25 protein-coding genes are annotated in these 25,413 nt (G+C 71.5%); 4 read left to right on the forward strand and 21 right to left on the reverse strand.

All coding sequences use genetic code 11. The features are described from left to right. Position 1: 1 nt before the first annotated feature. The 4 genes from ACFPM7_RS06560 to ACFPM7_RS06575 are packed head-to-tail and all read right to left on the reverse strand — an operon-like array spanning position 2 to position 4,166. Positions 2-247, reverse strand: coding sequence for an acyl carrier protein (locus ACFPM7_RS06560; RefSeq protein ID WP_378244886.1), 246 nt, complete (start codon positions 245-247; stop codon positions 2-4). Between the two features lie 27 nt (positions 248-274). After that, the gene (locus tag ACFPM7_RS06565) at positions 275-1,138 is read right to left on the reverse strand and encodes a beta-ketoacyl synthase N-terminal-like domain-containing protein (RefSeq protein ID WP_378244888.1); all 864 of its coding nucleotides are present in this window, start codon (positions 1,136-1,138) and stop codon (positions 275-277) included. After that, positions 1,135-2,244 carry a beta-ketoacyl synthase N-terminal-like domain-containing protein gene (locus tag ACFPM7_RS06570; protein WP_378245039.1) on the reverse strand — a complete coding sequence of 370 codons (1,110 nt, stop codon included), beginning with the start codon at positions 2,242-2,244 and terminating at the stop codon, positions 1,135-1,137. The genes ACFPM7_RS06565 and ACFPM7_RS06570 overlap by 4 nt, the downstream gene beginning before the upstream one ends. 17 nt (positions 2,245-2,261) lie before the next feature. Beyond that, on the reverse strand, positions 2,262-4,166 hold the full coding sequence (locus ACFPM7_RS06575; protein ID WP_378244890.1) for an AMP-binding protein: 1,905 nt from the start codon (positions 4,164-4,166) through the stop codon (positions 2,262-2,264). Here ACFPM7_RS06575 and ACFPM7_RS06580 point away from each other — a divergent pair. Continuing rightward, positions 4,147-6,255: an AMP-binding protein gene (locus tag ACFPM7_RS06580; RefSeq protein WP_378244892.1), complete on the forward strand. Its 2,109-nt coding sequence runs from the start codon at positions 4,147-4,149 to the stop codon at positions 6,253-6,255. The genes ACFPM7_RS06575 and ACFPM7_RS06580 overlap by 20 nt on opposite strands. 4 nt (positions 6,256-6,259) lie before the next feature. Here ACFPM7_RS06580 and ACFPM7_RS06585 read toward each other — a convergent pair whose 3' ends face one another. Then, a complete protein-coding gene (locus ACFPM7_RS06585; RefSeq protein WP_378244894.1) occupies positions 6,260-6,709 on the reverse strand; it encodes an RrF2 family transcriptional regulator in 450 nt (149 codons plus the stop codon). 89 nt (positions 6,710-6,798) lie between these two features. Here ACFPM7_RS06585 and ACFPM7_RS06590 point away from each other — a divergent pair, with 89 nt between their 5' ends. After that, positions 6,799-8,238, forward strand: coding sequence for an MFS transporter (locus tag ACFPM7_RS06590; protein ID WP_378244896.1), 1,440 nt, complete (start codon positions 6,799-6,801; stop codon positions 8,236-8,238). Between the two features lie 56 nt (positions 8,239-8,294). Then, positions 8,295-9,074 (forward strand): transposase, encoded by a 780-nt coding sequence (locus ACFPM7_RS06595; protein WP_378244898.1) that lies wholly within the window; start codon positions 8,295-8,297, stop codon positions 9,072-9,074. A 111-nt stretch (positions 9,075-9,185) separates the two neighbouring features. On the opposite strand, the gene ACFPM7_RS06600 is transcribed toward ACFPM7_RS06595, so the two are convergent. From ACFPM7_RS06600 to ACFPM7_RS06635, 8 genes are all read right to left on the reverse strand, one after another. Continuing rightward, the gene (locus ACFPM7_RS06600) at positions 9,186-9,782 is read right to left on the reverse strand and encodes a helix-turn-helix transcriptional regulator (protein WP_378244900.1); all 597 of its coding nucleotides are present in this window, start codon (positions 9,780-9,782) and stop codon (positions 9,186-9,188) included. A 497-nt stretch (positions 9,783-10,279) separates the two neighbouring features. Then, positions 10,280-11,206: a cutinase family protein gene (locus ACFPM7_RS06605; protein ID WP_378244902.1), complete on the reverse strand. Its 927-nt coding sequence runs from the start codon at positions 11,204-11,206 to the stop codon at positions 10,280-10,282. Positions 11,207-11,262: 56 nt separating this feature from the next. Further along, positions 11,263-11,823 (reverse strand): DUF8189 domain-containing protein, encoded by a 561-nt coding sequence (locus ACFPM7_RS06610; RefSeq protein ID WP_378244904.1) that lies wholly within the window; start codon positions 11,821-11,823, stop codon positions 11,263-11,265. Between the two features lie 58 nt (positions 11,824-11,881). After that, complete coding sequence (locus tag ACFPM7_RS06615) at positions 11,882-12,235, reverse strand: hypothetical protein (RefSeq protein WP_378244906.1); 354 nt, start codon at positions 12,233-12,235, stop codon at positions 11,882-11,884. A gap of 93 nt (positions 12,236-12,328) precedes the next feature. Further along, on the reverse strand, positions 12,329-13,387 hold the full coding sequence (locus tag ACFPM7_RS06620) for a hypothetical protein (RefSeq protein WP_378244908.1): 1,059 nt from the start codon (positions 13,385-13,387) through the stop codon (positions 12,329-12,331). After that, positions 13,375-13,623: a hypothetical protein gene (locus ACFPM7_RS06625; protein ID WP_378244910.1), complete on the reverse strand. Its 249-nt coding sequence runs from the start codon at positions 13,621-13,623 to the stop codon at positions 13,375-13,377. The genes ACFPM7_RS06620 and ACFPM7_RS06625 overlap by 13 nt, the downstream gene beginning before the upstream one ends. A gap of 121 nt (positions 13,624-13,744) precedes the next feature. Next, the gene (locus ACFPM7_RS06630; protein WP_378244912.1) at positions 13,745-15,259 is read right to left on the reverse strand and encodes a hypothetical protein; all 1,515 of its coding nucleotides are present in this window, start codon (positions 15,257-15,259) and stop codon (positions 13,745-13,747) included. Positions 15,260-15,574: 315 nt separating this feature from the next. Then, positions 15,575-16,615 (reverse strand): EcsC family protein, encoded by a 1,041-nt coding sequence (locus ACFPM7_RS06635; RefSeq protein WP_378244914.1) that lies wholly within the window; start codon positions 16,613-16,615, stop codon positions 15,575-15,577. Positions 16,616-16,976: 361 nt separating this feature from the next. On the opposite strand from ACFPM7_RS06635, the gene ACFPM7_RS06640 reads away from it, so the two are divergent. Further along, a complete protein-coding gene (locus ACFPM7_RS06640; RefSeq protein ID WP_378244916.1) occupies positions 16,977-17,384 on the forward strand; it encodes a hypothetical protein in 408 nt (135 codons plus the stop codon). Between the two features lie 125 nt (positions 17,385-17,509). On the opposite strand, the gene ACFPM7_RS06645 is transcribed toward ACFPM7_RS06640, so the two are convergent. The 8 genes from ACFPM7_RS06645 to ACFPM7_RS06680 form a co-directional block, all read right to left on the reverse strand. Then, positions 17,510-18,100, reverse strand: a complete 591-nt coding sequence (locus ACFPM7_RS06645) for a peptidoglycan DD-metalloendopeptidase family protein (RefSeq protein WP_378244918.1) — start codon at positions 18,098-18,100, stop codon at positions 17,510-17,512. 202 nt (positions 18,101-18,302) lie between these two features. Beyond that, positions 18,303-19,013, reverse strand: coding sequence for an urease accessory protein UreD (locus tag ACFPM7_RS06650; RefSeq protein ID WP_378244920.1), 711 nt, complete (start codon positions 19,011-19,013; stop codon positions 18,303-18,305). Beyond that, a complete protein-coding gene (gene ureG / locus ACFPM7_RS06655; RefSeq protein ID WP_378244922.1) occupies positions 19,010-19,693 on the reverse strand; it encodes an urease accessory protein UreG in 684 nt (227 codons plus the stop codon). The genes ACFPM7_RS06650 and ureG overlap by 4 nt, the downstream gene beginning before the upstream one ends. Continuing rightward, positions 19,683-20,351: an urease accessory protein UreF gene (locus ACFPM7_RS06660; RefSeq protein WP_378244924.1), complete on the reverse strand. Its 669-nt coding sequence runs from the start codon at positions 20,349-20,351 to the stop codon at positions 19,683-19,685. The genes ureG and ACFPM7_RS06660 overlap by 11 nt, the downstream gene beginning before the upstream one ends. Positions 20,352-20,353: 2 nt before the next feature. Then, positions 20,354-22,069, reverse strand: coding sequence for an urease subunit alpha (locus ACFPM7_RS06665; RefSeq protein ID WP_378244926.1), 1,716 nt, complete (start codon positions 22,067-22,069; stop codon positions 20,354-20,356). Continuing rightward, entirely contained in the window at positions 22,066-22,371 is a 306-nt protein-coding gene (locus ACFPM7_RS06670; RefSeq protein ID WP_378244928.1) for an urease subunit beta, read from the reverse strand. Before ACFPM7_RS06670 ends, ACFPM7_RS06665 begins: the two co-directional genes overlap by 4 nt. A gap of 12 nt (positions 22,372-22,383) precedes the next feature. After that, complete coding sequence (locus ACFPM7_RS06675; RefSeq protein WP_378244930.1) at positions 22,384-22,686, reverse strand: urease subunit gamma; 303 nt, start codon at positions 22,684-22,686, stop codon at positions 22,384-22,386. Positions 22,687-22,851: 165 nt separating this feature from the next. Then, positions 22,852-25,326 carry a cation-translocating P-type ATPase gene (locus tag ACFPM7_RS06680; RefSeq protein WP_378244932.1) on the reverse strand — a complete coding sequence of 825 codons (2,475 nt, stop codon included), beginning with the start codon at positions 25,324-25,326 and terminating at the stop codon, positions 22,852-22,854. Between the last annotated feature and the right edge of the window lie 87 nt (positions 25,327-25,413).

The raw sequence follows: 25,413 nt of genomic DNA on the forward strand, positions 1-25,413 counted from the left end.
GTCAGACCCCGGCCAGCTTGGCGGTCATCAGGTCCCGGACGTCGGCGAAGGTGTCCAGCAGCTTGAACTCCGCGTCGGTCACCTTCACGCCGAAGCGCTTCTCCAGGTTGATCAGGATGTCGATGGCGGCCAGCGAGTCGACTCCCAGGTCGGTGACGAAGTCGGCGTCGTCGCTGACCTCTTCGACCGGCAGCTCCAGACTGGTGGCGACCAGCTGACGCAGGTCTTCGACGTCGAACTCGGCCATGGCGGGGTTCCTCTCGGGTTGCACTGGTCAGGCGGGCAGGAGCAGGAGCGCGGCGGTCTCGTCGGCGCCGGTGATGCTGGCCAGCACCGGCGCGGCGCCGTCGCGCAGCAGGGAGAGGGCGGCGGCGCACTGGAACACGCCCAGCGCGCCGGAACAGCGGCCCAGCCTGGCCTGCAACTCGGTTCCATCCATAATGGACATATCGGCGGCGCTCCCGGCCGCGCCCGCGCGCACGGCGGCCTGGTCCACCCCGTAGCGGTAGTCGCCGATCCGGGCGTGCGGGACCGCGCCCCGGCCCGCGGCCCGCTCCGCGGACTCCAGCACGAGGGCGACCGCGCCGTCGACGACGTCGGCGCCGACGAGCTTGTCGACCACCTCGCCCGCGGGCTCCACCCCGACCACGACGGCGGTGTCCGCGCGCCCGGCGGCGATCAGGGTGGCGGCCCAGTGCACGGCGTCCAGCCCGCTGGTCTCGCCGTTGCACAGGGTCACGTTCGGGCCGCGCAGCCGCCACCTGATGGCGATGGCGCCGGTGATGACGTTGCTGGAGGTCTGGGGCAGCCCGAGCGGCGTCAGCGCCTCCACGGTCTCCCGCGCGATCAGATCGGTGAACAGGCAGACGCTGTCGAGGTTGCCCAGGTTCGAGCTGACCACCACGGCGGTGCGGTCGGCGTCCCCGGCGAACTCCGCCTCCGCCAGCAGCCCGGCGTCGCGCAGGGCGGGCTCGGCGGCGCGCAGCGCCAGCCGGGTGGCCCGGTCCTTGTGCCGCAGGTCGCGGCCCAGCAGCGCGGTCCGCGGGTCGAACCCGCCCCCGCGCCGCTCGCCCAGCAGTTCGTCGTGGTCGCTCAGGCCCGCCACCGCGAGCCCGACTCCGGTCACCAGCACGCTCATCGGGCGGCCTCCAGGATCGCGACGGCGTTGATGCCGCCGAAGCCGAACGCGTCGATCTGGGCGGTGCGCACCGCGGTGGTGGCGGCGGTGTCGCGCACCAGGCGCAGGCCATCGGCCTCGGCGATCGGGTTGCGCAGGCCGCGCACGGGGGGCACCGAGCCATCGCGCATCGCCAGGACCGCCACCAGCGCGCTGTGCAGGCCGGAACCGCCCAGGGTGTGGCCGGTCATGGACTTGATCGCCGAGAGCAGCGGGCCGTCGGCGACGTCGGCGAACAGCGCGCTGAGCACGCTCGCCTCGGTCGTGTCGTTGAGCGGGGTCCCGCTGCCGTGCAGCATCACCAGGTCGATGTCGGCGGGGCCGACACCGGCCCGCCGGTAGGCGTCCTCGATGACCGCGGTGACCCCGGCCGCGTCCGGCGCGGTGGGGTGCGCGGCGTCGCAGTTGGCGCTGACCCCGCGCACCCTGGCGAGCACCCGGTCCGGGTCGGCCCCGGCCCGCCGCACCACCATGGCGGCCGCGCCCTCGCCCATGACCATGCCCCGGTGCGCCTCGTCGAAGGGCAGCAGCGCCTCCGGCGTCTCGTTCTGGGTGCGGTCCAGGGTGCCGAACGCGCTCTCGGTGATCGAGTCGGCGCCCGCCACGATCACCGTCTCCGCCAGACCCAGTTCGATCAGGTCCGTCCCCATCGCCAGCGAGTAGAGCCCGGCGGCGCACGCGTTGGCGAAGGTGTAGGTGCGGGTGATGCCGAAGCGGGTGCGCAGCGCCCGGCCGAAGTCCAGGTCCACCGGGTCGAACCCGACGCCGTCGCGCCACCACAGCTCGGCGCTGCGCTGCTCCCGCAGGGTGGTGCCGACCAGCACCGGCACGTCGGTGAGGTCGTCCAGTCCCGCCTGGGCCACTGCCTGCTCCACCGCGGCGCACAGCCACTCGGTCGCCCGCAGCGGCCGGTCGTCGCGGCCGGGGCGGTCATCGATCTCGTAGGCGTGCCGCATCCGGTACTTCGCCGGGTCGAACGCGCGCAGCGGGGAGCGGGCGTCGCGGCCCGCGCACAGCTCGGCGTAGATCTCCTCGGGGTCCGCGCCGACTCCGGCCACCGCACCCATTCCAGTGATGTCCCAGCTCACGACCTCGCCACCCGTTCCCGTAGTGCGAATTTGGCGACCTTTCCGGTCGTCGTGGTCGGCAGCGCGTCCAGGAACTGCACCCTGGCGGGCCGCTTGTACGCGGCGAGCCCGGTGCGCAACCGGGCCCGCACCGCGCGGCGGACGTCGTCCTCGGGGGTGCCGTCGGTGACCACGTAGGCGATCGCCTGCTGCAGCCCGTGCTCGTCGGCGCCGCCGACGACCACGCACTCGCGCACCCCGACCGCGCCGCGGACCACGGTCTCGATCTCCGCCGGGGCGACCTTGTAGCCGCCGAGGTTGAGGATGTCGTCGGCGCGGCACAGGTACTCGAAGTCGCCGTTCGCGGTGCGCCGCACCAGATCCCCGGTGTAGGCGCCGCCGTCGGCGAAGGTCGCGGCCCCGGACCGGCCGAGGTAGCCCAGCGCCACCGTCCGGCCCGCGATGTGCAGCCTGCCTTGGAGGCCGTCGCGGACCTGCGCGCCGCGCTCGTCGCGCACGGTGGCGGTGACCCCGGGCACCGCGACCCCGATCATCGCGTCGGCGCGCCGCTGCGCCGGGGTGGCCAGGACCACGTGCATGACCTCGGTGGCGCCCAGGCAGTTCATGAACTCCGCGCCGAAGGCGTCCCGGATCCGCTCGATGAGCGCGGGCGGGCAGCTCTCCCCTGCCGAGACGCACAGCCGGGGCGAGTCGAACCCGTCGGCGGCCCGCACCAGGTCGGCGTAGAGCCGGGGCACCGAGCAGAACACGGTCGGCCGGTGCTCCCGCAGCGCGGCGGCCACGGCGTGGCGGTCCACGGTGCCGCGCAGCAGCACCACCGCCGACCCGGCGGCCAGCGCGCACAGCACGGAACTGCCGAAGCCGTAGCCGAAGGACATCCGGGCGGTGGACAGCACGAGGTCGTCGGGGGTGAACCGGGCGACGCTGCCGAACCCGTCCAGCATGGCCGTGATGCCGCCCGCGGAGTGCCGCACGCCCTTGGGGGTGCCGGTGCTGCCCGAGGTGTACTGCACCAGCGCTTCTCCGCTGGTCAGCCACTGGTGTGGGGACCCCGCCGAGGTGCCTGGCGCGGCGCGGAGCCGGGCGCGGAGCTCGTCGCCGGTGCTGACCGCCGCCCAGTCGTAGGCCGCGCGCAGCGTCTCCTGCCTGGCCTCCGGGAGGTCGAGGTGCGCCAGCGGCGGTCGGCTGTCGTCGACCAGGTACCGCAGGTCGGCGTCGGTGAGCATCGGCCCGGCCAGCACCGGGACGCAGCCCGCCCACCAGAGCCCGAGCACCGCGACCACGGTGGCGACCGAGTCCTCGGCGACCACCAGCGCCCGGGTGCCCGGCTCGACCGCGCCGAGCGCCGAGGCGTAGTCGGCGGCAGCGGCCCGCAGCCGCGCGTAGCTGACCTCGCCGACGTCCGGGTCGAGGTAGGCGCGCCGCTCGCCGCGGTCGCCGAGCAGCCTGCCGACCAGATCGACCGTGGTTCGCTCGGCCCGTTCGGCGACCAGCGCGGCCGCGTCGGCGACACTGCGCACGGCGGCGGCCTCGGCATCACCGATGGATATCCCGAATTCCCGCTCGAAATGTGTGATCATCGCGACCTTTTCCAGCGAGGTCGCGCCGAGGTCGTCGTAGAAGGAATCGTCGGCACCGAAGTCGTCGGCCGCGATCTCCACTATCTCGGCGACGATTTCCTGGATCCGATCCCGTATGTGTGAGCTGTCAGCAGGCGACACAAAACGCGAAGCTACACGGCTGACAGACCGTTGGACCCTACTCGAACGGGTAGGTATCGACCACCTCTCCGAGTAGGTCGCGGTAATCCCGATCCTGGTACGTTGCGGGACTGGAACTGTCAAATGGGCTAATTGCCCGGGTTGTGACAAGGTGGAATCAATGGCTCTCAGTTCCGTCACGATGGTGAATGCGCGGACGCGTGATTCGCTCGCGGAGCGCGCCGATTTCGGTGGCGGGAACGCGTGGCAGACGGCGTTGCTGACCAGTCCCGCGCCGGACGCGCCGCTGCTCGTCGCCGATCAGCCGCTGATCGACGCCGACGGCCGCGAGCGCGCGGAGTTCAGCATTCGCCAACTCGTCGCGCTCGCCGACGCCTGGTCGGCCTGGTATCGGGAGCGGGGGGTCCGGCCGCGGGATCGGGTGGCGGTCTGGCTCGACGACACGTTCGAGGACCAGGTGCACCTGACCGCGCTGGCCCAGCTCGGCGCGATAGCGGTGCTGATCAACGGCAGGCTGCCCGTCGAGTCCGCGGTCAGCCTGATCCGCCGGACGTCCCCGGTGGGGATCTACACCGACGAGCGGCACCGCGAGCTGCTGGCCCGCCACCACGACCTCGGCGTCGGCTGGACCACGACCCGCGCCGACATCGGCGCGCTGACCGGCTCGCTGGCCGAGCGGGACCGCTACCGGCACGCGGACACCGACCCGGTGGCCATCTGCCACACCTCCGGCACCACCGGCAACCCGAAGCCGGTGGTGTGGGCGCACCGGCAGAGCGTGGCGGGCGTGCAGTACCGGATGGCCAACTACCCCGAGCCGCCGGACGCGCTCATGCTGTCCGCGGCGCCGCACTCGCACTCCGGCGCGATCGCCTTCACTTTCTACGTCCTGCTCGCCGGGGTGCCGCTGGTGGCGATCAGCGACATCACCGGCCCCGGCCTGGCCCGCGGCATCGCCACCCACCGGCCGACCGCGGTGCTGTCGTTCAACCAGACCCTGGTGGAGATGCTCGACGCGGGCGCCGACCCCGCCGACTTCGACAGCGTGGCGGTGTGGATCAGCATCGGCGACTCCGCGCACGACGCGCACAACCGCGCGCTGGTGAAGCTGGGCGGCGCCACCGTCGACGGCGAGCGCGTGCCCGGCTCCATCGTGGACGACGGGCTCGGCTCCTCCGAACTCGGCTGGGCGGCGCTGCGGCACGTGGTCAGCGCGGACAGCCCGCCGAAGCCGCGACACCTCGGCACGGTCGTGCCGATCGCCGAGGTCGCCGTGCTGCGCCCGGACGGCACCAGGGCCGACACCGACGAGGTGGGCCTGCTCGGCGTGCGCAGTCCCTCGCTGGCGCACGGGTACTGGAACGACTCCGACACCACCTACCGCAGCCAGCTCTCCGGCTACTTCCTGTCCGGGGACCTGGTCTACCGCGACGCCGAGGAGCACTACTACCAGGTGGACCGGGCGGTCGACGCGATCCGCACGGCCCGCGGCGACGGCTACTCCATCCTGATGGAGGAGCTGGTCCTGTTGCACCTGCCGGAGATCGCCGACTGCGCGATGGTGGCTGGCAGGCACGACGGCGAGATCGTGGCGGTGGGCGTCGTGCGCCCGCGGGAGGACGCGAGCGGCGATCCCGCCGACCTGCTGCCCCGGGTCAACAAGGTGCTCGCCGAGGCCGGTCAGCCCGAGCTGTCAGTGCTGGAGATCGCGCGGGCCGAGTCCGACATCCCGCTGGGCGCCACCGGCAAGATCCTCAAGCGGGTGCTCAGGGAGAAGTACGCCGACCTGGCGACCTACCTGCCCGGCCGCCTGGCCGAGGTCACCGCGACCACGCTCCCGGTGGCCGCCGAGACCCCGGCCGCCGGGGAGGACACGGCCTGGATCACCGAGGCCAGCGCCCGCACGCTGGCGGGCAGGCTCGGCATCACCCTGCTGTCCATGTCCGCCGAGAAGGTCGTCGGCACGATGCCGGTGGCCGGGAACGAGCAGCTCCAGGGCATGCTGCACGGCGGCGCGTCGGCCGCGCTGGCCGAGTCGCTCGGATCGCTGGGCGCGGCCCTGCACGCCGGTCGCGGCAGGCTGGCCGTCGGGGTGGACATCAACGCGACGCACCACCGCTCGGTGCGCGACGGCGTGGTCACCGGGACGGCCACGGCGCTGATGCTCGGCCGCGCCAGCGCCAGCTACGAAGTGGTGATCACCGACGAGGCCGGCGACCGGGTGTGCACCGCGCGCATCACCTGCGCCGTGCAGCCGAAGAGCCGGTAGCGCCTCACCTGCTCGTCAGCACGCCCTCGGGCAGGCTGGCGAGCAGGCTGGCGACCGTGACCGCGCGCAGCGACGTGCGCCAGGCCTCGTGCGCGGTGCTCATCACCGTCTTGATCGTGCACGGGGCGCCGCACTGCTCGGGTGGGACGGCGGCCCGGCCGCGGCGGCGGATCTCCTGGCAGGTGAACGGCGGCGCGGAGCCCTCGACGGCCTCGACGATGTCCAGCACCGTGATGTCCTCAGCGGCCCTGGCCAGCCGGAACCCGCCCCGCGGGCCGGTCGAGGACTGCAAGATCCCGCTGCGCACCATGGCGTGCAGGTGCTTGACCAGGTACGCCTCAGGCAGGTCGTACTCGGCGGCCAGCACCTGCTTGGACAGCGCGGGGCCGTCCGGACTGCCCGCCAGCAGGACCGCGCAGTGCAGGCACCACTCGACTCCACGCGACAGCTTCACGCCGACCACTCTACTCGACCGGCCTATCATCGACATTTAATGTCGTTTATGCTCCGGACAGCAGCGCCCGTTCGCTTCCGAGGAGTGTCATGACCAAGGCTCTCTCCCCCGACGTGGCCAGGACGGCCACCGGCAGGGGAGCCATGCTGGCCGTTCTGCTCACGGCCGTGTTCATCGTGCAGTTCGACTTCTTCGTGGTGAACGTCGCGGCTCCGTCCCTGGAGAGCGACCTCGGCGCGGGCCCCGCCGCGCTGGAGCTGATCGTCGGCGGCTACGCCTTCGCCTACGCCGCGGGCATGATCACCGGCGGCAGGCTCGGCGACATGTACGGGCACCGTAAGCTGTTCGTGATCGGCGTGCTCGCCTTCACCGTCACCTCGCTGCTGTGCGGCATCGCGGGCAGCCCGGAACAGCTGGTGCTGGCCAGGCTGGCGCAGGGCCTCGCGGGCGCGATCATGGTGCCGCAGGTGCTCGCGGTGATCACCGCCGACTTCCCGGCCGAGTCCCAGGGGCGCGCGTTCGCCGGGTACGGCATGGCCGCCGGCCTCGGCTCGATCGCCGGGCAGGTGCTCGGCGGCGCGATGGTGCAGGCCAACCTCTTCGACCTCGGCTGGCGGCTGATCTTCCTCATCAACGTGCCCATCGGGATCGTCACCGCGATCGTCGCCGCCAGGGTGCTGCCCGACCGCAGGGACAACCCGCGCACCGGCCTCGACCCGATCGGCGCGGTCGGCGTGTCCGCCGCGCTGGCGCTGCTGCTGGTGCCGCTGGGCCTGGGCCACAGCGCGGGCTGGCCCGCCTGGACCTGGGTCTGCATGGTGCTCGCGGTGCCGGTGGCGGTGGCCGTCCTGTACTGGGAGCGGATGCTGGCCCGCCGCGACGGCAGCCCGGTGCTGGACCTGGCGCTGTTCCGGGTGTCCTCCTTCCGCGCGGGCATCATCGCCGGTGTCGCCTTCAACCTGTACTTCGGCAGCCTGATGTTCACCCTGACGCTGCTGCTGCAGAGCGGGCTCGACCTGACCCCGTTCGAGGCGGGCCTCGTGTTCTCGCCGATGGGCGTGTTCTTCTCTCTCAGCGCGATGTACGGCGGCAAGCTCACCGCGCGGTTCGGCATGAACTCGCTGATCGGCGGCAGCCTGGTCACCGCACTCGGCCTGGTGCTCTTCGGCGGCGGCCTCGCGCTGTCCGGCCCGGAGCTGAGCGTGGCGTGGATGGTCTTCTGCCTGGCGCTGATCGGCCTCGGCAACGGCGCGGTGCTGCCGTCGCTGATGGGCGCGTCGCTGATGAAGGTCCGGCCCGAGTCCGCCGGGGTGGCCTCCGGAGTGCTCACCACCTCCCAGCAGTTCTCCATCTCCGCGGGCGTCGCGGTGATCGGCGCGCTCTACTTCGGCGTGGTCGGCGCCCGCGGCGACGGCGCGGCGCACGCCGAGGCCATGCAGTGGTCGGTGTGGATCAACGTGGCACTGGTCTTCGCGGTGATCTCCATGGTGCTGGTGCTCAAGAAGATCGCGAAGGCCGAGCAGCCCTAAGGGATGTCTCGTAACCTGGTGTTGGGGTTGCGGGGTGGGTGGTTGATCATGTGTGGGTGCAGGTGATCTCGTCGTCGCGGTCGGAGTGGATAGCGCCGTTCACCGGGTTGGAGCCCGGCCAGTTCCGCAAGCTGGTGCGGGTGGTTGCCGCTCGGGGTGGTGAGGCGGTCACCGACGGTCGCCCGGGCAGGCAGTGGCGGTTGACGTTGCCGGACCGGGTGCTGCTGGTGGCGGTGTACTGGCGCACGAACCTGACCATGCGCCAGATCGGGCCGCTGTTCGGGGTCTCGCACTCCGCCGCCCACCGGGTCGTGGACTCCCTCGGCCCGCTGCTGGCGTTGGCCCCGGTCCGCAAGCGTCGCGTGGACCAGGTCGCGATCGTCGACGGCACCCTGGTTCCGACTCGGGACCACCGGGTCGCGGAGCGGTCGAAGAACTACCGCTACTCCACCAACCTGCAAGTCGCCATCGACGCCGACACCCGACTTGTGATCGCCACCGGCGACCCGCAGCCGGGCAACCGCAACGACTGCACCGTGTACCGGGACTCCGGCATCGCTGACCGACTGGCGGGCCGCCCGGTCATGGCCGACGGCGGATACCAGGGCAACGAGGGCGTGATCATGCCTTACCGCAAACCCCGCGACGGCGGCGAACTGCCCGACTGGCAGGAGGACCTCAACGCCGTCCACCGCACAGTCCGGGCCCGTGTCGAACACGCCCTGGCCGGGATGAAGAACTGGAAGATCCTGCGCGACTACCGCCGCGCGGGACACACCCTCGCCGTCACCGCCGCGGGCATCGCCTTCCTGCACAACCTCACCATCACCGGCTGACCACGCCCCACAAACTGAACCGACCTCCCACAAGATCAGTTACGAGACATCCCTTAGGCCGTGTTTCGGATGGGGGCGCGGCTATCGCGTGCCCCACATCTGAAACACGGGCTAGATGTCGACGATGCCCGTCCGCACCGCGTGCGCAGCGGCCTCCGCGCGGTTGCGGACGTGCAGCTTGCGGTAGACGTTCTTCAAGTGCCACTTGACGTTGTCGGCGGTGCAGCACAGCCTGCGGGCGATCTCGGAGTTCAGCGCGCCGTCGCAGACCTGCCGCAGGATGTCCAGTTCGGTCCTGGTCAGCTCCGGGTTCGCCGCGCCCGAGCGGGCCAGGAACCGCACCAGCTCCCCGCCGAGGCTGGGTGGCAGCCAGGACCCGCTGCGATGGGTCTCCAGGATCGCCTGCGCCGCCGAGTGCCCGCCGGGGCCGTCGACGGCGAAGCCGCGCACACCGTGCCTGGCGGCGGCGTAGATCTGGTCGTCACTCATCTTCCCGGCCACCAGCACCACCCGCGTGTCGGTGCCGATCACCGCCTGCAGCAGCGGTTCGCTGATGTCCAACTGCTCCATCCGCACCACCACGACATCACGTCGGCTGCGCCGCAACTCCGCCAGCCGCTCACCGGTCGCGTGCAGCACGATCTGCAGACCGCCTGACTCCGCGAGGTGGTCGACGAACTCGTGGTTGGCCCGTCCGCCCGAGGACACGACCGCCACCCTGATATCCCGCACGCATCCCCCCTGGTCCGATGTCCGTTGCACGGAACCACGGAGGCCGCCACGGGCAACATCCACCAAATGTCGTAGGACGGGGACAACCGCTAACCGGGTAACCTCAAGATCATCCGTCCGGCCCGCGCCGCCCATCGTTTGGAGTAGCGCCTACGAGAAAGCGCGCGCTCTGAGTAGGCGTGGCCCACTCGATCGTGTGGGCCCGATTCGCATGTCAGGCGCGCGGCTGCCGTGATCAGTCGAGCCGGTCGGCCTGACGAGCCCTCCTCGAACGGACTAGTGCGACAAGCGTCACACCACCGCAATCCGCGGGTAATGTTCAGGTTCTCGCGCCCCGAAGACGATCAGCTCGGTGTGGTTCTCGGGCCGAACCGACAGGCCGTCGTCCAGCCCCGGTGGCGAGTTCCGCGGAAGCCGGAGGCGCTTGGGTAGGTGGCGTGCCACCACCTACCCGAGCCGCGTGCCTGGCGGGCTCACGCCGCCTTGAGCACCATGAACCACGGTGAGGTGGCGCTCAGGTGGTCGACCATCGGCTGGCCGATCAGGGCGGCGAGGCCGTTCAGGGCCGCGCGGGTCTGGGCCAGTCCGGCGTTGCCGCCCAGCAGTTGCTGGATCTGCCAGGGGGTGCCGATCGGCAGCGGGAGTGGTGCGCCGTGTGCGATGCGGTGCGGTTGGCGGTGGAGGGTGTCGCCGCGGCCGAGGTCGCGGTGGGGGTTGAGGTCGTAGCCGTGGTCGCCTTGGGCGTAGCCGACGAGGCCGTTGGCGAAGGCGGCCAGGTTGGTGATCATGTTGGTGGAGTTGCAGATGCCGTCGTTCTCGTTGCAGATGTTGCGCACCGCCAGGGAGCCGTAGCGCTGTCCGCCCTTCATCGTCACGCCGGGCAGGATGGTCGGCACGTTGGTCTCGATGCCGCCTGCCACCCCGCCCGCGCCGCCGTATCCGAAGTCGCGCCGGGGGTTGCCGTAGAGCACGCCGTTGAGCAGGTGGTGCGGGACGACCGAGGTCCTGGCGAACCTCTCCAGCACGTCCCCGGCCACGACAGCGCCCTCGGAGTAGCCCGCCAGCACCAAGCGGGTCCCCGGGCAGGCGCGGTGGTAGCTGGTGACCGCCTGCTCCAGCTTCGCCGTCCCCTCGGCGACGGAGGCGTCCAGCGCGTTGCGGTCCACGATCGGGAAGACCCCGGCGTAGTACGGCACCTGCACGATCTGCCAGCCCGCGGGCGGGGCCGCGTTGAACCGGGACCGGTTCCAGTTCGCGAGTGTCTCGCCGTTGCCGTAGCCGTCGGTCTGGAAGACCGCGGTACCCGCGCACGCCTGGGCTTGGGCGGCCGTCGCCGGTGCGCCTCCCGCGACCATCGCTGTGGCCATCATCGCGACCAGCGTCATGGCGCGTCGTTTCATCGTCTGCCTTCCTGATGTGTGTTCCAGGCGTGCCGGGTCGCGGCTCGCCCTGTTCTTCATGTGGACGGGATCGCCGGTCCGGCGGTGGAGTTCAGCCAGGACCAGGCCGACCAACTGGAGAATCCGGTCTGCCATCTGTGGTAGACGCCCGCGTGGCTGGCCCCGAAGACCTCGATGCGGCCATCGGCGTTGGTGGCCGCGCTGATCTCCGTGCCCACGGTGCCGAACTGCTGCCACTGCGAGGAGGGCGCGTTCGGGTTCGTCTGCCAGCGGCGCGCGGCGGTGACGCCGTTGATCGCGATGACCTCCACCCGGCCGTCCATGGTGCGGGCGCTGGTCAACTCCGAGTTCGCCGGACCGTCCGTCCCGGTCCACGCGGACCAGGCGGTGCGGCTGCTCTGCCACCGGTGGAACACGCCGGTGTCGGTGGAGGCGACCACCTCGATCCGCCGGTCGACGTTGACCCTGGCGGCGATTCGGTGGCCCCCGGCGCCGAAGGTGGTCCAGCCCGTCCAGTTCCCGCTAGGAGTGGTCTGCCACGAGTGGTGAACGCCGTCGGCACCCCCGGCGTTCCTGCTCGTGTCCGCCCTGACCGCGACCGCCTTGCTGATCCTCACCTGCGCGGCCTTCTTCTGACGACCAGCGCCTCCACGCCCGCCAACCCGGCTGAGGCGGTCAGCCGCCGAAGGAAACGTTTCCGTTGATGTCCCTCGTCTGCAGGGCGCTGCCCGAGATGTCACCGGAGATCGTGTTGGTCACCCCGCCGCTCGACGCGGTCTGATCGACCTTGCTCGCGTTCCAGGTCGCGGTGAGCTGATCCCGGAAACCGGGCTCCTCGGCGGTGGCCTGCTGGAGGTGGTCGGCGAGCACGACGACCTCCGGAGAGTCCGCGGGCTTGCCCTTCGCGCTTTCCAGAGCGGCCGTCGCGGCCGGACGGTTGGCCAGCTTCGTCTTGACCAGTTCGTAGAGCGAACTCGCGCCCCGACCTGCCAGGGCGGCGGCGATGGAGATGAGGAACGGTTCGGGCATGGGGGTCCCCTCAGCGTTGTCCGGGCTCTCGATCACGGTATCAACGGCACGCGGAATCCGCGAAGCCGCGCGGTGGCCTGTCAGGGTGAATGGTTACTGCTTCTTCAGGGTGATGTCGCCGCAGCCGGGAGAAGAAATGGTGCCGGTCAGGTCGGTGGAGGTGATGGTTGCGGAAATGTCGACCATGTCGTAGCCGGGCGGCTGGTGAACCCAATGGGTCTGCTTCAGGGCAAGGGAGTCGCCGGTCAGGGCGCCCTCCATGAGATAGCGGCCGGTGGGGACGCCCGGGTTGGTGAGGATCTCGTAGAAGTGGAAGGAGGCCCGCAAGGATGATGGGTCGGTGCCGGATATGAGCGGCGACCAGGGGGAAAGGCAGGCCCACGTCCGCCGCCGCGCGGATGACGAGGCCGGTGAAGTCCGGGTCGATCGGCTCTCCGAGGATGGGCGTGCCGTCGGCGTTGACGCCGTGACCCGGTAGACGCGGCCGTCGCCGCGAGCGATCTGGACCTTGCCGCTCAGGATGGGGCGGACCTGGCTCTCGAAGCGTTCGCGGTAGGTGTACCAGTCCAGGAGCGGGTCGGTGGGGTCCAGCCATGTGGACGCCGACGCGTAGGAGCCGTCGTGGGGGCGTACGTCCATCAACCAGTGGCCGTACTGGCAGACCAGGCAGCCGGGGGTCGGGTCGAAGTAGTTGTAGGTGCCGACCGTGGTGCTGTCGGTCAGCCAGTTGGCCTTCTGGTACGTCGGCGTGCCGTTGTGGTGGTCCGGCATCAGGATCGCCTCGAACGACCCGCCCAGGGAGTCCTTGGCGGTGAACTTCTTGTTGTCCGCGCGGAATCCGATCGTGCAGGCCGCCAGGGACACGAGCGTGCCGGAACTCTGGTGGTAGGCCGATGTGCACGGTGACTGCAGTCGCCAGGGCACCCCGGCCCTGTCGACGTAGGTGTTCTCGGACTTGTCGGAGTACTCGACGTCGGGCGAGGCGTTGCCTTGCGGGGTCAGCGGCCACGCGGGCCGCATCGAGAAGAGGTAGACGCGGCCCTTGTGCCAGTCGTACTTCTCCGGTGTGGTCTGCGCGCTTCCGACAGCGCACGGCGACAGGAGCAGCAGCACGGCCACGAGGGCGGCGATCCGGCGGATCACTGTCCGCACCTCAGCGCCATCTCCTCGGTCCAGGTCACGCCGGCGTCGGCGTACAGGCCGGGCATCCGCTCGCACACCAGGCGGGCGACCTCCTCCCCGCACCCCAGGCGGTCGAGGCCCGCCTGGATCTCGCGATCGGCGGGAGCGGTGGCCTCGGGGCCGCCGATGTCAGCGGCACCCGTCTCGGCGGCGGTGACCGCCTCCACCAGCGCGGTTCCGTGCACGTCGAGGTACCGATCGACCAATCCGGCGCAGGTATCGCCCTCCACCGCGACAGGCGACGAGGGCGTCGCTGCCACACCCGCTGTGTCGCCGGCGCATCCCGCCACCAGACCGCATTCGGGCGACCATCTGGCTGTCTCGGGGTCAGAAGCGCTCGTTGGAGGTCGTCGCGATGCGGAAGCCGTGGCGGGTGTCGGTGTGGGTGCAGCTGATGCCGGTCTGGGCCGAGGTGCAGGTGAAACCGAGCGCGGTCAGCGAGGCGCCGTAGGGGAGGGGGCGGCCGGGGTCGCCGAAACCGCTGTCGTAGATGACCCCGCCGGTGCAGATGAAGTCGGTGTTGCCCGTGGCGTCGACGAACAGGCCGCCTCCCCACGAGATGTGCTCCGAGCAGTCGGCAGGTCGGGGCGGGATGGGGTCGGTCTCGCCGTGGCACCCGGCGGAGGGCGGCTCATCGGCGACGGAGCCGAGGATGCCGCAGATGAAGCGGCCGGACGGTGAGCTGAAGTAGTAGCGCTCCCAGTCGCCTGCCGCGACGAAGCGGTAGTCGGCGGGGTTGGCCGTGGTCGTGGTGGGCCGATCGCTGGTGACGGTGACGGTGAAGGTGTCTTGGCCGGTGAGGGAGAGGTAGATCCCCTGCAGGCCGCCGAAGACGAGGGCGGCGCCTTCCGCGAGGACCGCGAGCACCATGACCGCCAAGCCGGTGAGAACGCCACCCATCGCCTTGACGAAAGGCTCTACACAGGACAGGACCGCTTTCGCCATCGCGGCGATGGCGGAACCGTCCACCGTGGTGATCCCGGCAGCCTCGACAGCGTCGCCGAGGCATGAGACCACTTCCGCGCTGTCGGCCAGACCGCCGAGATCGACCTTGAACAGGGCGGCCGCGGTGGTGATGGCGAAGAGGAGGTCCATGGCCAGCCAGGTGCCGACGTCGACCTTCGCGGCGATGGTGGCGGGCAGCGCGCCGCGCGGGAAGCGGTAGTTCGCGGTGCCGCCGGGCGTCAGCAGTCCCTCGGCGTAGGGGCGTTCGGTCGCCAAGGTGTTGTAGGCGGCGAGGAGGAAGCCTGCTGTCGCGTCAAGGGAACCTTGCGGTGCCAGCACGGCGTTCGGTTTGGCGCGGGTGCGCCAGGGGAGGGGAGAGTTCGACGTCAGGTCGACTTCGAGGCCTTGGGCGTCCGCTTTCAGGCACGCCCACAGCGGTGGGTTCGCGGTCGGGGAGAAGTCCTTGTCGGCGGTGATCTTCCCGCCTCCCGGGGCTTCTGCGGGCTGTCCGGCGCAGTCGGGCCGCGCCGTGGTGATCCCGGTCGCTTCCGTCACGGCCCGCATGACGTCGCGTCCGAACGCTTCCAGGTCGAGGAATCCGGGCCAGAACCCGCTCAGATGGTCGACCGCCGCCGTGATCGTCCCCGCCGCGGGGTCGTGCCGCCCGGGGATCAGGTGTGGCTCGCCTCCATCAGACGGCTGGGTCAGCACCACCGGCACCGTGCCCTCCGGCGCGGGACCCGCCAACGGCAATGTCACCTCCAGCGGTCGAGCGGGCTGGCCGCTGGACAGGCTGATCGTGACTCCTTCTCCCCGCCCGACCGTCAACCCCCGCAACCGGTCCGGCACGCCCTCCGTCCCACCGGAGACGGTCAACTCCGCGCCCACCGGAGCCATCCCCGCACCTCCGATCACCCGCACCCCGCCCCAGCCGACCTCCACCCCATCCGGACCCACCACCCCCACGCCCCGGCCGGCCGAGGCGACACCCCCGACCGACCCTGAACCGAACCACCCCGCCCGCACCGCCACGACCCCGCCCGCCACAAGGCTGACGACGAGTACGACAACACTCCACAGGACACGCCCGCGAACCCTGGAACCGACAGCCATGAACGTTAGATAGCGCCGACCTCCCCCACCGTTACCCCTGTCGGCCGTGTGCCGAGGTGATGCTTGTCCCGACCACAGCCGAGCCTCAGTGTCCGCAGTTCAGTCCGCCTGACGAAGGCGCTGCCCGTCCACGGTCTCCTCCTCGACGATCTGCGCGAGGAGGATCGCGTCGTCGTCCTGGTCTTCTCCTGCCGCGGTGAGGTCGAGTGCCGTCAGGTTGTGCTTCTCTCGCAGGAATCGCTCCCGGTAGAGGTGCTCGGCGTCGTTGGTGAGGCTGGACAGCAGGCGGGCGTTGAGGCCTGCCCCGATAGCGATGCCGATGATCGGCACCGCCTGTCCGAGTTTCTGCTTGGTCAGTCGGGTGGCGGTGCGGTCGTAGAACGCCTTGACGATGCGGGTGATGCTGTTCTTGTTCAGCTGTGACCATGTCGCGTTGCGGGCGAGGTCGTTGACGATCTTGTTCAGGTGAAAGTACGCGGCGCTCTTGCCTGTTTGCTGGGCCATCCCGAAGTTGAGGACGGCGAGCGCGAAGACCTGCTCCTGCGGCAGTTCGGTGTCGTAGCCGTAGTAGGCGGCGGTGTGCGCGATCGACCTGCTCATCGCGGCCAGGACGAGTGCGGTGTCGGCGGCCATCGCCGCGGCGACCGTGCCCGCACCCGGCGCCGCTGCGGCGCCCGCGCCGAACACGCCGCCCGCGGTCGCCAGCAACTCGCCCCCGGAAACCGCCAGCCCGGCGGCGGCGCCCTCGATCGTGCTGAAGGCGGTGTAGCCCAGCCCCAGCCGAGGTTTCACCTTATCGATGTCGCGCAGGTCGAGCCGGTGGATGTCGCCCAACTCGCCGACAGCGTGCCCGCGCTTGGTGTAGGCCGCGACGACCGCCTTGCGCCGAAGCGACGCGTCGCTGGCCTTGGTGACCAGCTTCAGCACCCCGTCGACCGAATCGCGGACGATCACAGCCATCCGCTCCGCCCCGGGGACCTGCTCGAACCGGCTCGTGACGACCTCGCGCCCTTTGCCGATGCGGTCGCGAACACGCTGCGCAAGCACGTGCCGCTCAGCGGCCGCGAGCCGCTCGTCGCGCCACCTCTCGACGTCTTCCCACGCGGCGCGCTCATACGGGCTCATCTGCTCGATGCCCACAACCAGCCTTTCCTGAGGAACCCCCGACGCTCCGGCGGTGGGCTATCACAGCCGGGTGAGGAGTCGCGCGCCCGGTTCCGCTGAGCTGCGCGCTTTCCGTCACCTCACTCCACTGCTTGATCGCTCACCAGCACATCGGGATAGCGACCGCGGTGTTACGCACTTCGACGGAAGGGGCGACTCGGTAGTGACCTCTCCGGTACGCCGAACGCGACCTGCGCAGGGGCGCGTCGCTCGTCCGAGCTGAGCAATTCCGCCATTCGGTCATCTCGGACCGGAAGATCTAGTACTTTCCGTTGAGTGGTGCTCACCCTGTGGGACGGTCCGGCGTCGGGTCGAGCCGGGATGGGGTGACTCGGCCGTGCCTGAACCCGCGACTCGGCGGCTGGCAGGCTGCGCCCCGCCGCTGCGTGCCGTCCCCGCCGTCGCCGTTATGCTCCTCGCCGCGGGCTGCGGGAGCACGCCCGAGCCGGAGTACGCGGGCATCTGCGTCGATCCGGTGACCCAGGTGCGCTTGGACGACGGCAGGTGCGGCACTCCCGACGAATACGGGAACGGGTCGCTGTTCGGCGGCTACTTCTTCTGGATCTCCACCCGATACCGCGGCACCGTGCCCGCGGTCGGTCATCATGCCTCGACCACACCGGGTACGCGCACGGTGTCGCGGGGATCAGTCCTGGCCACCGGCGTGCCCCGGGCCGGGGGGTCCATGCAGGCCATCGTGCGCGGTGGGCTCGGCCACACCGGCGGCAAGTCAGGTGGCTCCTGAGCCTGGCTGCGGCTTGTGCCGCGGGACGCCGGTTCAGCCGGACGCCGCCACGGCTGACGAGCGCGGCACGGGTGCGGTCCCGGACCGCGGGCCGGCGAACTGTCGACGCGCGGTCCGGGAACAACTCAGCAGCTGTTGGTGCTTCTGATCGCCTTCTTCTGTCCAAGGGAGACAGTGACGCCCTCGACGGTGGGGCTGGTGTCGATCGAGCCGCCCGCGGTGATCTGCTCGTAGTGCAGGTGTGGCGCGTAGTCGCCGCCGCTACCGCCGACCGTGCCGATCCTGGTTCCCCTCGACACCGCCATCGACTCGCCTGCACTGCGCGCCATCGTGGCGAGGTGGGCGTAGCGGGTCCTGGTGCCGTCCCCGTGGGTGACGACCACGTACCTGCCGTAGGCCATGACGCCGACGTCGCCGTCCGCGGCCGAGAGGGTCGAGTAGAACCGAGCCGTGCCCGCGGCGGTCGCCCGGACCGGTTCGTCGCCGATGGCGTCACCGCCGTAGCTCTGCCAGTCGATGGAACCCGACGGGGAGTGCCCGGGAGACCAGTTGTTGGCGTAGAAGGTCTTCCCGCAGTTGAACGGACTGCTGTGCGTCGCCATGATGCCGACGTCCTGCCCGTAATCCTCGACGGCCTGCGCCGGGGCGACGCCCGTCAGGCCGAGAGCGGCCAGTGCGGCGACGCCCGTCGCGACCGCACCACGCCTACGGGGCAACGCTGCTGAAGCGGTTGATGACCTCACGTGCGCTCTTCTCTCCCGCCGTCGGCGGGGTTGCAGGTGTCGAAGTGTGATCCTTCCCCGTGACGACATGGGCACACAAGTAACGGACGGGATTGGTGATTTCTTACCGTTTGCCGTACGTCACTGCCGAACTGCTCGGTCCACCCGGTTGTGGTGCAGGTGATCCCCGTTCCCCTCACGGAAGGGCCTCGGCGAGCCTGCGACCGGCGGTGACGGCGTCGTGGGCCAGCGCGGTCGCCAGGGTTCCGCCATGGGCCAGGGGGATCAGGGACCACCAGTCGCCGCTGACGGGATCTGCGGTGTGCGGCTCGCCGACGCGTAGTTCGGTGGCGAGGACGCGGTGGCCTGCCAGGCCCGCCGGGGAGGCGTCCAGGGTGGGATCGCCGATGGTGAGGCGTTGGCGCAGCAGTGCGACCTCGTCCCGGATGACGGTCCAGTCGCTGACCAGGCTGCCCGGCTGCTCGTCGGTGCGGCCCAGGACCAGGGTTTCCCGGCAGCGCAGGCGGGCCGTGCCGGACAGGGTGGCGTGCAGCGAGGTGGTGTGCAGGGCGCGGGTGGTGACCACGGTTGGTTCCGGCGCGTAGTCCAGGGAGCCGCCGTCGGCCACCTGGATGTCGACGGCGGCGCGGCTGGGTTCCGCGCGGGGACCCGGCAGCACGACGGTGGCCGCCACCCCGGCGAGCACCAGTTCCGCGCCCGGTCCGACCTCGACCGCCAGGTGCAGGTCGTCGCCGCCGAGGGGCGAGGCGGCGCTGCCCACCAGGTGCACGGTGACCGGACCGGGGCCGCGGCGGGGCACCAGGGTCAGCGGGGCCGCGGACTGCAGCGCACGCAGCACCGTCCGCCCGCCGACGCGCTCGGCCACGACCCGGGCCCTGGCGATCACGCGAGCAGGCCCCGCACCCAGGCCGCGACGTCGGGCGCGTCCGGGGTGTCCACCAGGGATTGGCTGATCACCGGGAGGTTCCCGCGCATCCGGTGGGCGTCGGAGGTCATCACGTCGAGGTCGGCGCCGACGAGCGGGGCCAGGTCGGTCTTGTTGATGACCAGCAGGTCGGCGGTGGTGACACCGGGGCCGCCCTTGCGGGGCACCTTGTCCCCGCCCGCGACGTCGACCACGAAGACCTGGGCGTCGACCAGGCCGCGGCTGAACACGGCGGTGAGGTTGTCGCCGCCGCTCTCGATGATGATCAGCCGGACGTCGGGGAAGCGCTCGGTGAGGGTGTCGACGGCGTCGAGGTTGGCGGTGATGTCGTCGCGGATCGCGGTGTGCGGGCAGGCGCCGGTCTGCACCGCCTCGATCCGGTCGTCGGCGAGCACCCCGGCTCGGCGCAGGAAGTCGGCGTCCTCGGTGGTGTAGATGTCGTTGGTCACCACGGCGAGGTCGACCTCCCCGCGCAGCGCCCGGCACAGCGCCGCGACCAGCGCGGTCTTGCCGCTGCCGACCGGTCCGCCGATGCCGATGCGCACCGCGCGGCCCGCGGCCGGGGCGGGGGAGTGGCGGTCGGGCTCGGTTTCGGTCGGGTCGAAGGAGACCGGGTGGCTGTGGCCGTGATCAGCTGGCAAAGAGACGCACCTCCGCGTGGTGGTTGCGGAGCTGGGACTCCGCGAGCAGGTCAAGGCCCGGTGACCCGGGGGCGGGCAGGGCGGCCGGGTCGTCGCGGGCGGTCGCCGCCGCGCGCTCGGCCTGGTCGCGCAGGGCCGGGGCGAGGTCGGCGACGGCGGCGTTGACCGCGAACGGGTCGAGCCCGAGCAGTCGGATCGCCGCGCTCGCCGGGCCGCTGACGGCCAGGTATCCCGCCGCCGCGGCGGCTCCCGCTGGGCTCCCGCCCGCGAGGGTCGCCAGCGCGCCCAACACGATCGGGTGGTGCGGGCGCGGGGTCGTCGCGGCCAGTGCGCGCAGTTCCTCGGACGGCCACGCCACCGCGCCCGCGCGCAGTGTCGCCCGGCCCTGCGCCCGCGAGGCCGAGCGCTGGGCGGGGGAGGGGGTGCGGGCGTCGAGCTCGGCGTCGAGCCGGGCCCAGTCACCCATCCGGGCGGCCGACGCGGCGGCGAACACGGCGGCCAGCTCGCCCGCGGTGCGCAGCCTGCCCGCGAGGAACGCCCGCAGGCTCGGCACGTCGACGACCAGCCCGCGGGCCACGGCCTCCTCCAGGCCGCCGGAGTGGACGTGGCCGCCGCCGGGGAAGCGGGAGTCGGCCAGCAGCAGCGCGGCGATGTCCACGGCTAGAAGAGGAAGTAGCGCTGCGCCATGGGCAGCACGTCGACAGGACGGGACTCCACCAGGTCGCCGTCGATGGTCACGGCGAAGCTGTCGGCGTCGACCCGGACGTCGGGCAACGCGTCGTTGAGCAGCATGTCGGCCTTGGACACCGAACGGGTGTCGGTCACCGGGACGACGGTGCGGGCCAACCCCCACCGCCCGGCCAGGTCGCCCTCGGCCGACGGCGCGACGAACAGCAGGCTGCTCGCCGCCGCCACCGGCGGGGCGGCACCGTACATGGGACGGGCGAGCACCGGCTGCGGGGTGGGGATGGAGGCGTTGGCGTCGCCCATCGCCGCCCACGCCACGAACCCGCCCTTGAGCACCGCGTGCGGGCGGACGCCGAAGAACTTCGGCTCCCACAACACCAGGTCGGCCAGCTTGCCGACCTCGACCGAGCCGACCTCGTGGGCGATGCCGTGCGCGATGGCCGGGTTGATCGTGTACTTGGCGACGTAGCGGCGAGCCCGCAGGTTGTCGGCGGCGCCGTCACCGGGCAGCGCGCCGCGGCGCAGCTTCATCACGTGCGCGGTCTGCCACGTGCGGATGACGACCTCGCCGACGCGCCCCATGGCCTGGGAGTCCGACCCGATCATCGAGATCGCGCCCAGGTCGTGCAGCACGTCCTCGGCGGCGATGGTGCTGGGCCGGATGCGGCTCTCGGCGAAGGCCAGGTCCTCGGGCACCGACGGGTTGAGGTGATGGCACACGATGAGCATGTCCAGGTGCTCGTCAATGGTGTTGACGGTGTGCGGCCGGGTCGGGTTGGTCGAGGAGGGCAGCACGTTGGGCAGCCCGACCACGGTGATGATGTCGGGCGCGTGCCCGCCACCGGCGCCCTCGGTGTGGTAGGCGTTGACGGAGCGACCGGCGATCGCCTCCACAGTGGACTCGACAAACCCGGACTCGTTGAGCGTGTCGGTGTGGATGGCCACCTGCACGCCGGTCTCGTCGGCTACCCGCAGGCAGGCGTCGATGGCCGCCGGGGTGCTGCCCCAGTCCTCGTGCAGCTTGAACCCGCCCGCGCCCGCGCGGACCTGCTCCAGCAGCCCTTCCCGGCTGACCGTGTTGCCCTTGCCGAGGAACAGGACGTTCACCGGCTGGTGGTCCATCGCCTGCATCATCCGGCCCAGGTTCCACGCGCCCGGGGTGACGGTGGTGGCCTTGGAGCCCTCGGCAGGCCCGGTGCCGCCGCCGATGAGCGTGGTGACCCCGGAGGCCAGCGCCTGGTCGGTGATCTGCGGGCAGATGAAGTGCACGTGGCAGTCGATGCCCCCCGCGGTGAGGATGCGCCCGTTGCCCGCCATGACCTCCGTGGCCGGCCCGATCACCAGCGCTGGATCGACCCCGTCCATGGTGTCGGGGTTGCCCGCCTTGCCGATACCGCAGATCCGCCCGTCCCGAACCCCGACATCGGCCTTGACCACACCCCAGTGGTCGAGGATCACCGCCCCGGTGATCACAAGGTCAGGCGCGCCCTGTGCCCGGGTGGCCATGCCCTGGCCCATCGACTCGCGGATCACCTTGCCACCGCCGAACAGCACCTCGTCGCCCGCGCCCGCACCACGACTGCGGTCCTCGGTGACCTCGATCAGCAGGTCCGTGTCGGCGAGCCGGACACGGTCACCGACAGTCGGCCCGTACATCTCGGCATAGCGGTGGCGCGACAGCCGGCTCACAAGTCACCGACCCGATCGCCGCGCAGCCCCGGCACAACCCGACGGCCCGCGATGGGCACCAAGTCGACCTCCCGCTCGACCCCCGGCTCAAACCGCACCGACGTCCCCGCAGCAACGTCCAACCGATGCCCCCACGCCCGCTCCCGATCGAACCGCAACCCCGGATTGACCGCCGCGAAGTGATAGTGCGACCCGACCTGCACCGGCCGATCCCCGACATTCACCACCTCCAGCCGCACCCGAGCCCGCCCCGGGTTCAGCTCGACCGGCTCCTCGCCGCACAGCACCTCGCCTGGCCGCATCCTCAGCGCTCCTCACGGGATCGGATCATGCACGGTGACCAGCTTGGTCCCGTCCGGGAACGTGGCCTCGACCTGGACGGAGTCCAGCATCTCCGCAACCCCGTCCTGCACCTGCTCCCGGGACAGGACTTCCCGCCCGCTGGCCATCAACTCCCGGACCGCCAGCCCATCGCGCGCACCCTCCACCACATGCGAGGTGATCAACGCGACCGCCTCCGGGTAGTTCAGCAACACCCCCCGCTCCAACCTGCGCCGAGCCACATCAGCGGCCACATGAACCAACAACTTGTCCCGCTCATGCGGCGTCAGGTGCACGGCGATCCGTTCACGGTCGAGAGCGATACCTTGGCCCGACATTCTAGTGCCGCCGTCCGGTCAGGGGCTGCCGCAACCGGATCACAGGCGTGTTAACACCACCGGGCCTGGTCCTGGCTCGTCACCACGGGCGGCGATGGAGGCGCAGGTGCCCAACGAGGGACGTCACCAGGGCGGGCGGACGCCGTTCGGGTACGAGGTGGTCGACACCGGCCTGCACCGCTGGTGCCCCGAGTTCTCTCCGGCACGGGTGGTGGTCAGGTACACGACGAGGCCGGGAACAGTCGCCATCAGGGTGATGACGGCCGCGTCGAGGGGCGTGAGCGCCTGGGTTCCGAGGAAGGCGCGCAGCGGGGGGAGGTAGATGGCCGCGAGGTGCAGCAGGAGCGCGCAGGCGGCGGCTGTGTCGAGGAAGCGGAGTCCGGGGGAGGGGGCGCGGAGGGCGAGGGCTGTGCCGAGTTGGGCTAGGCCGAGGGTGAGGAAGACGGCGGTTTGCCAGGGGCGGCCGGTGGTGTGCGCCCACCACCCTGCGAGCAGGGTGGTGGCGGCGATGAGGGCGCCGGTCCAGGCGACTTTGCCCCAGAGGCCGGTGAGGATGGCGGTGTCGGGGGAGAGGGGGCGGCGGCGCATGAGGTCGGGGGTGGGGGGTTCGGCGCCGATGGCGACGCCGGGGATGCCGTGGGTGAGCATGTTGATCCAGAGGATCTGGGCGGGGAGCAGGGGGACGGCCATGCCGAGGAGGGGGCCGAGGAGCATGACGGCGACTTCGGCGGCGCCGCCCGCGAGGGCGTAGCGCAGGAAGGTGCGGACGTTGGCGTGGATGCGCCTGCCCTCTTCGATGGCGTGGGCGACGGTGCTGAGGTTGTCGTCGGTGAGGACGAGGTCGGCGGCTTGGCGGGCGACCTCGGTGCCGTCGCCGCCCATGGCGATGCCGATGTCGGCGCGGCGCAGGGCGGGGGCGTCGTTGACGCCGTCGCCGGTCATGGCGACGACGTGGCCGCGCTCCTGCCAGTCGGCGATGATGGCGAGCTTCTGCTCGGGGAGCACGCGGGCGTACACGGTGGGCAGGTCCGCGTCGTCAGGTTCGGGAGCGGCGCTGACCTCGGGGGTGTGGTCGGCGATGCCGACGCGGGCGGCGATCGCGCGGGCGGTGTCGGGGTGGTCGCCGGTGATCATCAGGAGGTGGATGCCCGCGTCGCGGAAGGTCTGGACGGTGGCCGCGGCGTCCGGGCGGGGTGGGTCGGTGATGGCCACGAGTCCGATGAGCCCGTCGGTCCCCTCGACGGCGGCGAGCACCCGGTAACCCGACGCGGTCCACGAGTTCACGATGCCGTGGGCCGGGTCATCGTCGGCCAGCAGAACCTCCGGTGCGCCTTTGGTGATCTCCAGCCGTCGGCCGTCGGGGCCGCCGTGGATGGTCGTCATGCGCTTGGTGGCGCTCTCGAACGGGATTTCCCCAACGCGCGGGTAGGTCGCGCGGATGGCTGAGGACCTCATTCCCGCTTTGGCGGCGGCGACCACGAGGGCGACCTCTGTGGGGTCGCCGAGGGGACGCCAGTCGCCGCCGTCGTCCGGTGGGCGCAGGTCGGCGTCGTTGCACAACACCAAGGCGCGCAGCAGTTCGGTGTAGCCGGCTCCGGTGATCTCACCGGCGGGGTCGTAGCCGCTGCCGGTGAGGCGGGCCTCGCCGCCGCCTGGGGTCCAGAGCCGTTCGACGACCATGCGGTTCTGGGTGAGCGTGCCGGTCTTGTCGGCGGCGAGCACGGTCACCGACCCGAGAGTTTCCACAGCGGGCAGGGAACGGACCACTGCCGCGCGGCGGGCCATGCGGTGCGCGCCGAGGGCCAGGGCGAGGGTGACGACGGCGGGCAGCGACTCCGGGACCGCCGCGACGGCGAGGCTGATCCCGGTCAGCGCGACCTCACCCGCGCCGCGGCCTTGGACCAGCCCGATGACCGCCACCAGGGCCGAGAGTCCGACGGCCGCCAGCGCCAGGAGCTTGCCGAGGGCGGCGAGCCTGCGCTGCAACGGGGTCGGTCGGCGCTTCTGCGCGCCCAGCAGGGCGGCGATGCGTCCGAGCGAGCTGTCGGTCCCGGTGCGGGTGACCAGCCCGCTCGCCCGCCCCCGGGTGACGACGGTGCCCGCGCGGACCTCGCCGCCGTCCTTGTCCACCGGGACCGACTCGCCGGTCAGAGCGGCTTCGTCGACCTGGAGCAGGTGGTGGGTGAGCAGGTCGGCGTCGGCGGGCACGATGTCCCCGGCTTCCAGCAGCACCACATCGCCCGGCACGACCTCGCCCGCGGGGCGCCGGCGGACCACGCCGTCGCGCAGCACCCGCGCGGTGGGCGCCGACATCGATCTCAGCGCCGCCAGCGCCCGCTCGGCGCGCAGCTCCTGCGCGACGCCGACGGCGGTGTTGAGCACGATCACCGCCGCGATGACCGCGGTGTCGGTCAGGTCGCCGAGCGCGCTGGACACCGCGATCGCGGCGATCAGCAGCAGGAGCATCGGGTCGCGCAGCTGCGCGAGCACCCGCGAGAAGACCCCGGGCCCGCGGGGCTCGGGGATGGTGTTGGGCCCGTGGACGTCCAGGGCGGCCGCGGCGTCCTCTTCGGACAGCCCAACGGTGGTCGGCGTCATGGCTCAAGCCTTCCGCCCCGGATGGGTGCGGTCCAGGTGCCGAGGTGCCGGCCGGCCGCGCCGCCGGTCCCTCGCTCCTGGGGCCGA

Source organism: Actinokineospora guangxiensis, from assembly GCF_042657845.1.
Taxonomy (GTDB): Bacteria; Actinomycetota; Actinomycetes; order Mycobacteriales; family Pseudonocardiaceae; genus Actinokineospora; species Actinokineospora guangxiensis.

Coding starts and splice junctions, on each gene's coding strand:
- ACFPM7_RS06560 (WP_378244886.1), bottom strand. CDS start 247: ATGGCCGAGTTCGACGTCGAAGACCTGCGTCAGCTGGTCGCCACCAGT.
- ACFPM7_RS06565 (WP_378244888.1), bottom strand. CDS start 1,138: ATGAGCGTGCTGGTGACCGGAGTCGGGCTCGCGGTGGCGGGCCTGAGC.
- ACFPM7_RS06570 (WP_378245039.1), bottom strand. CDS start 2,244: ATGGGTGCGGTGGCCGGAGTCGGCGCGGACCCCGAGGAGATCTACGCC.
- ACFPM7_RS06580 (WP_378244892.1), top strand. CDS start 4,147: ATGGCTCTCAGTTCCGTCACGATGGTGAATGCGCGGACGCGTGATTCG.
- ACFPM7_RS06590 (WP_378244896.1), top strand. CDS start 6,799: ATGACCAAGGCTCTCTCCCCCGACGTGGCCAGGACGGCCACCGGCAGG.
- ACFPM7_RS06605 (WP_378244902.1), bottom strand. CDS start 11,206: ATGAAACGACGCGCCATGACGCTGGTCGCGATGATGGCCACAGCGATG.
- ACFPM7_RS06615 (WP_378244906.1), bottom strand. CDS start 12,235: ATGCCCGAACCGTTCCTCATCTCCATCGCCGCCGCCCTGGCAGGTCGG.
- ACFPM7_RS06630 (WP_378244912.1), bottom strand. CDS start 15,259: ATGGCTCCGGTGGGCGCGGAGTTGACCGTCTCCGGTGGGACGGAGGGC.
- ACFPM7_RS06670 (WP_378244928.1), bottom strand. CDS start 22,371: ATGCGGCCAGGCGAGGTGCTGTGCGGCGAGGAGCCGGTCGAGCTGAAC.
- ACFPM7_RS06680 (WP_378244932.1), bottom strand. CDS start 25,326: ATGACGCCGACCACCGTTGGGCTGTCCGAAGAGGACGCCGCGGCCGCC.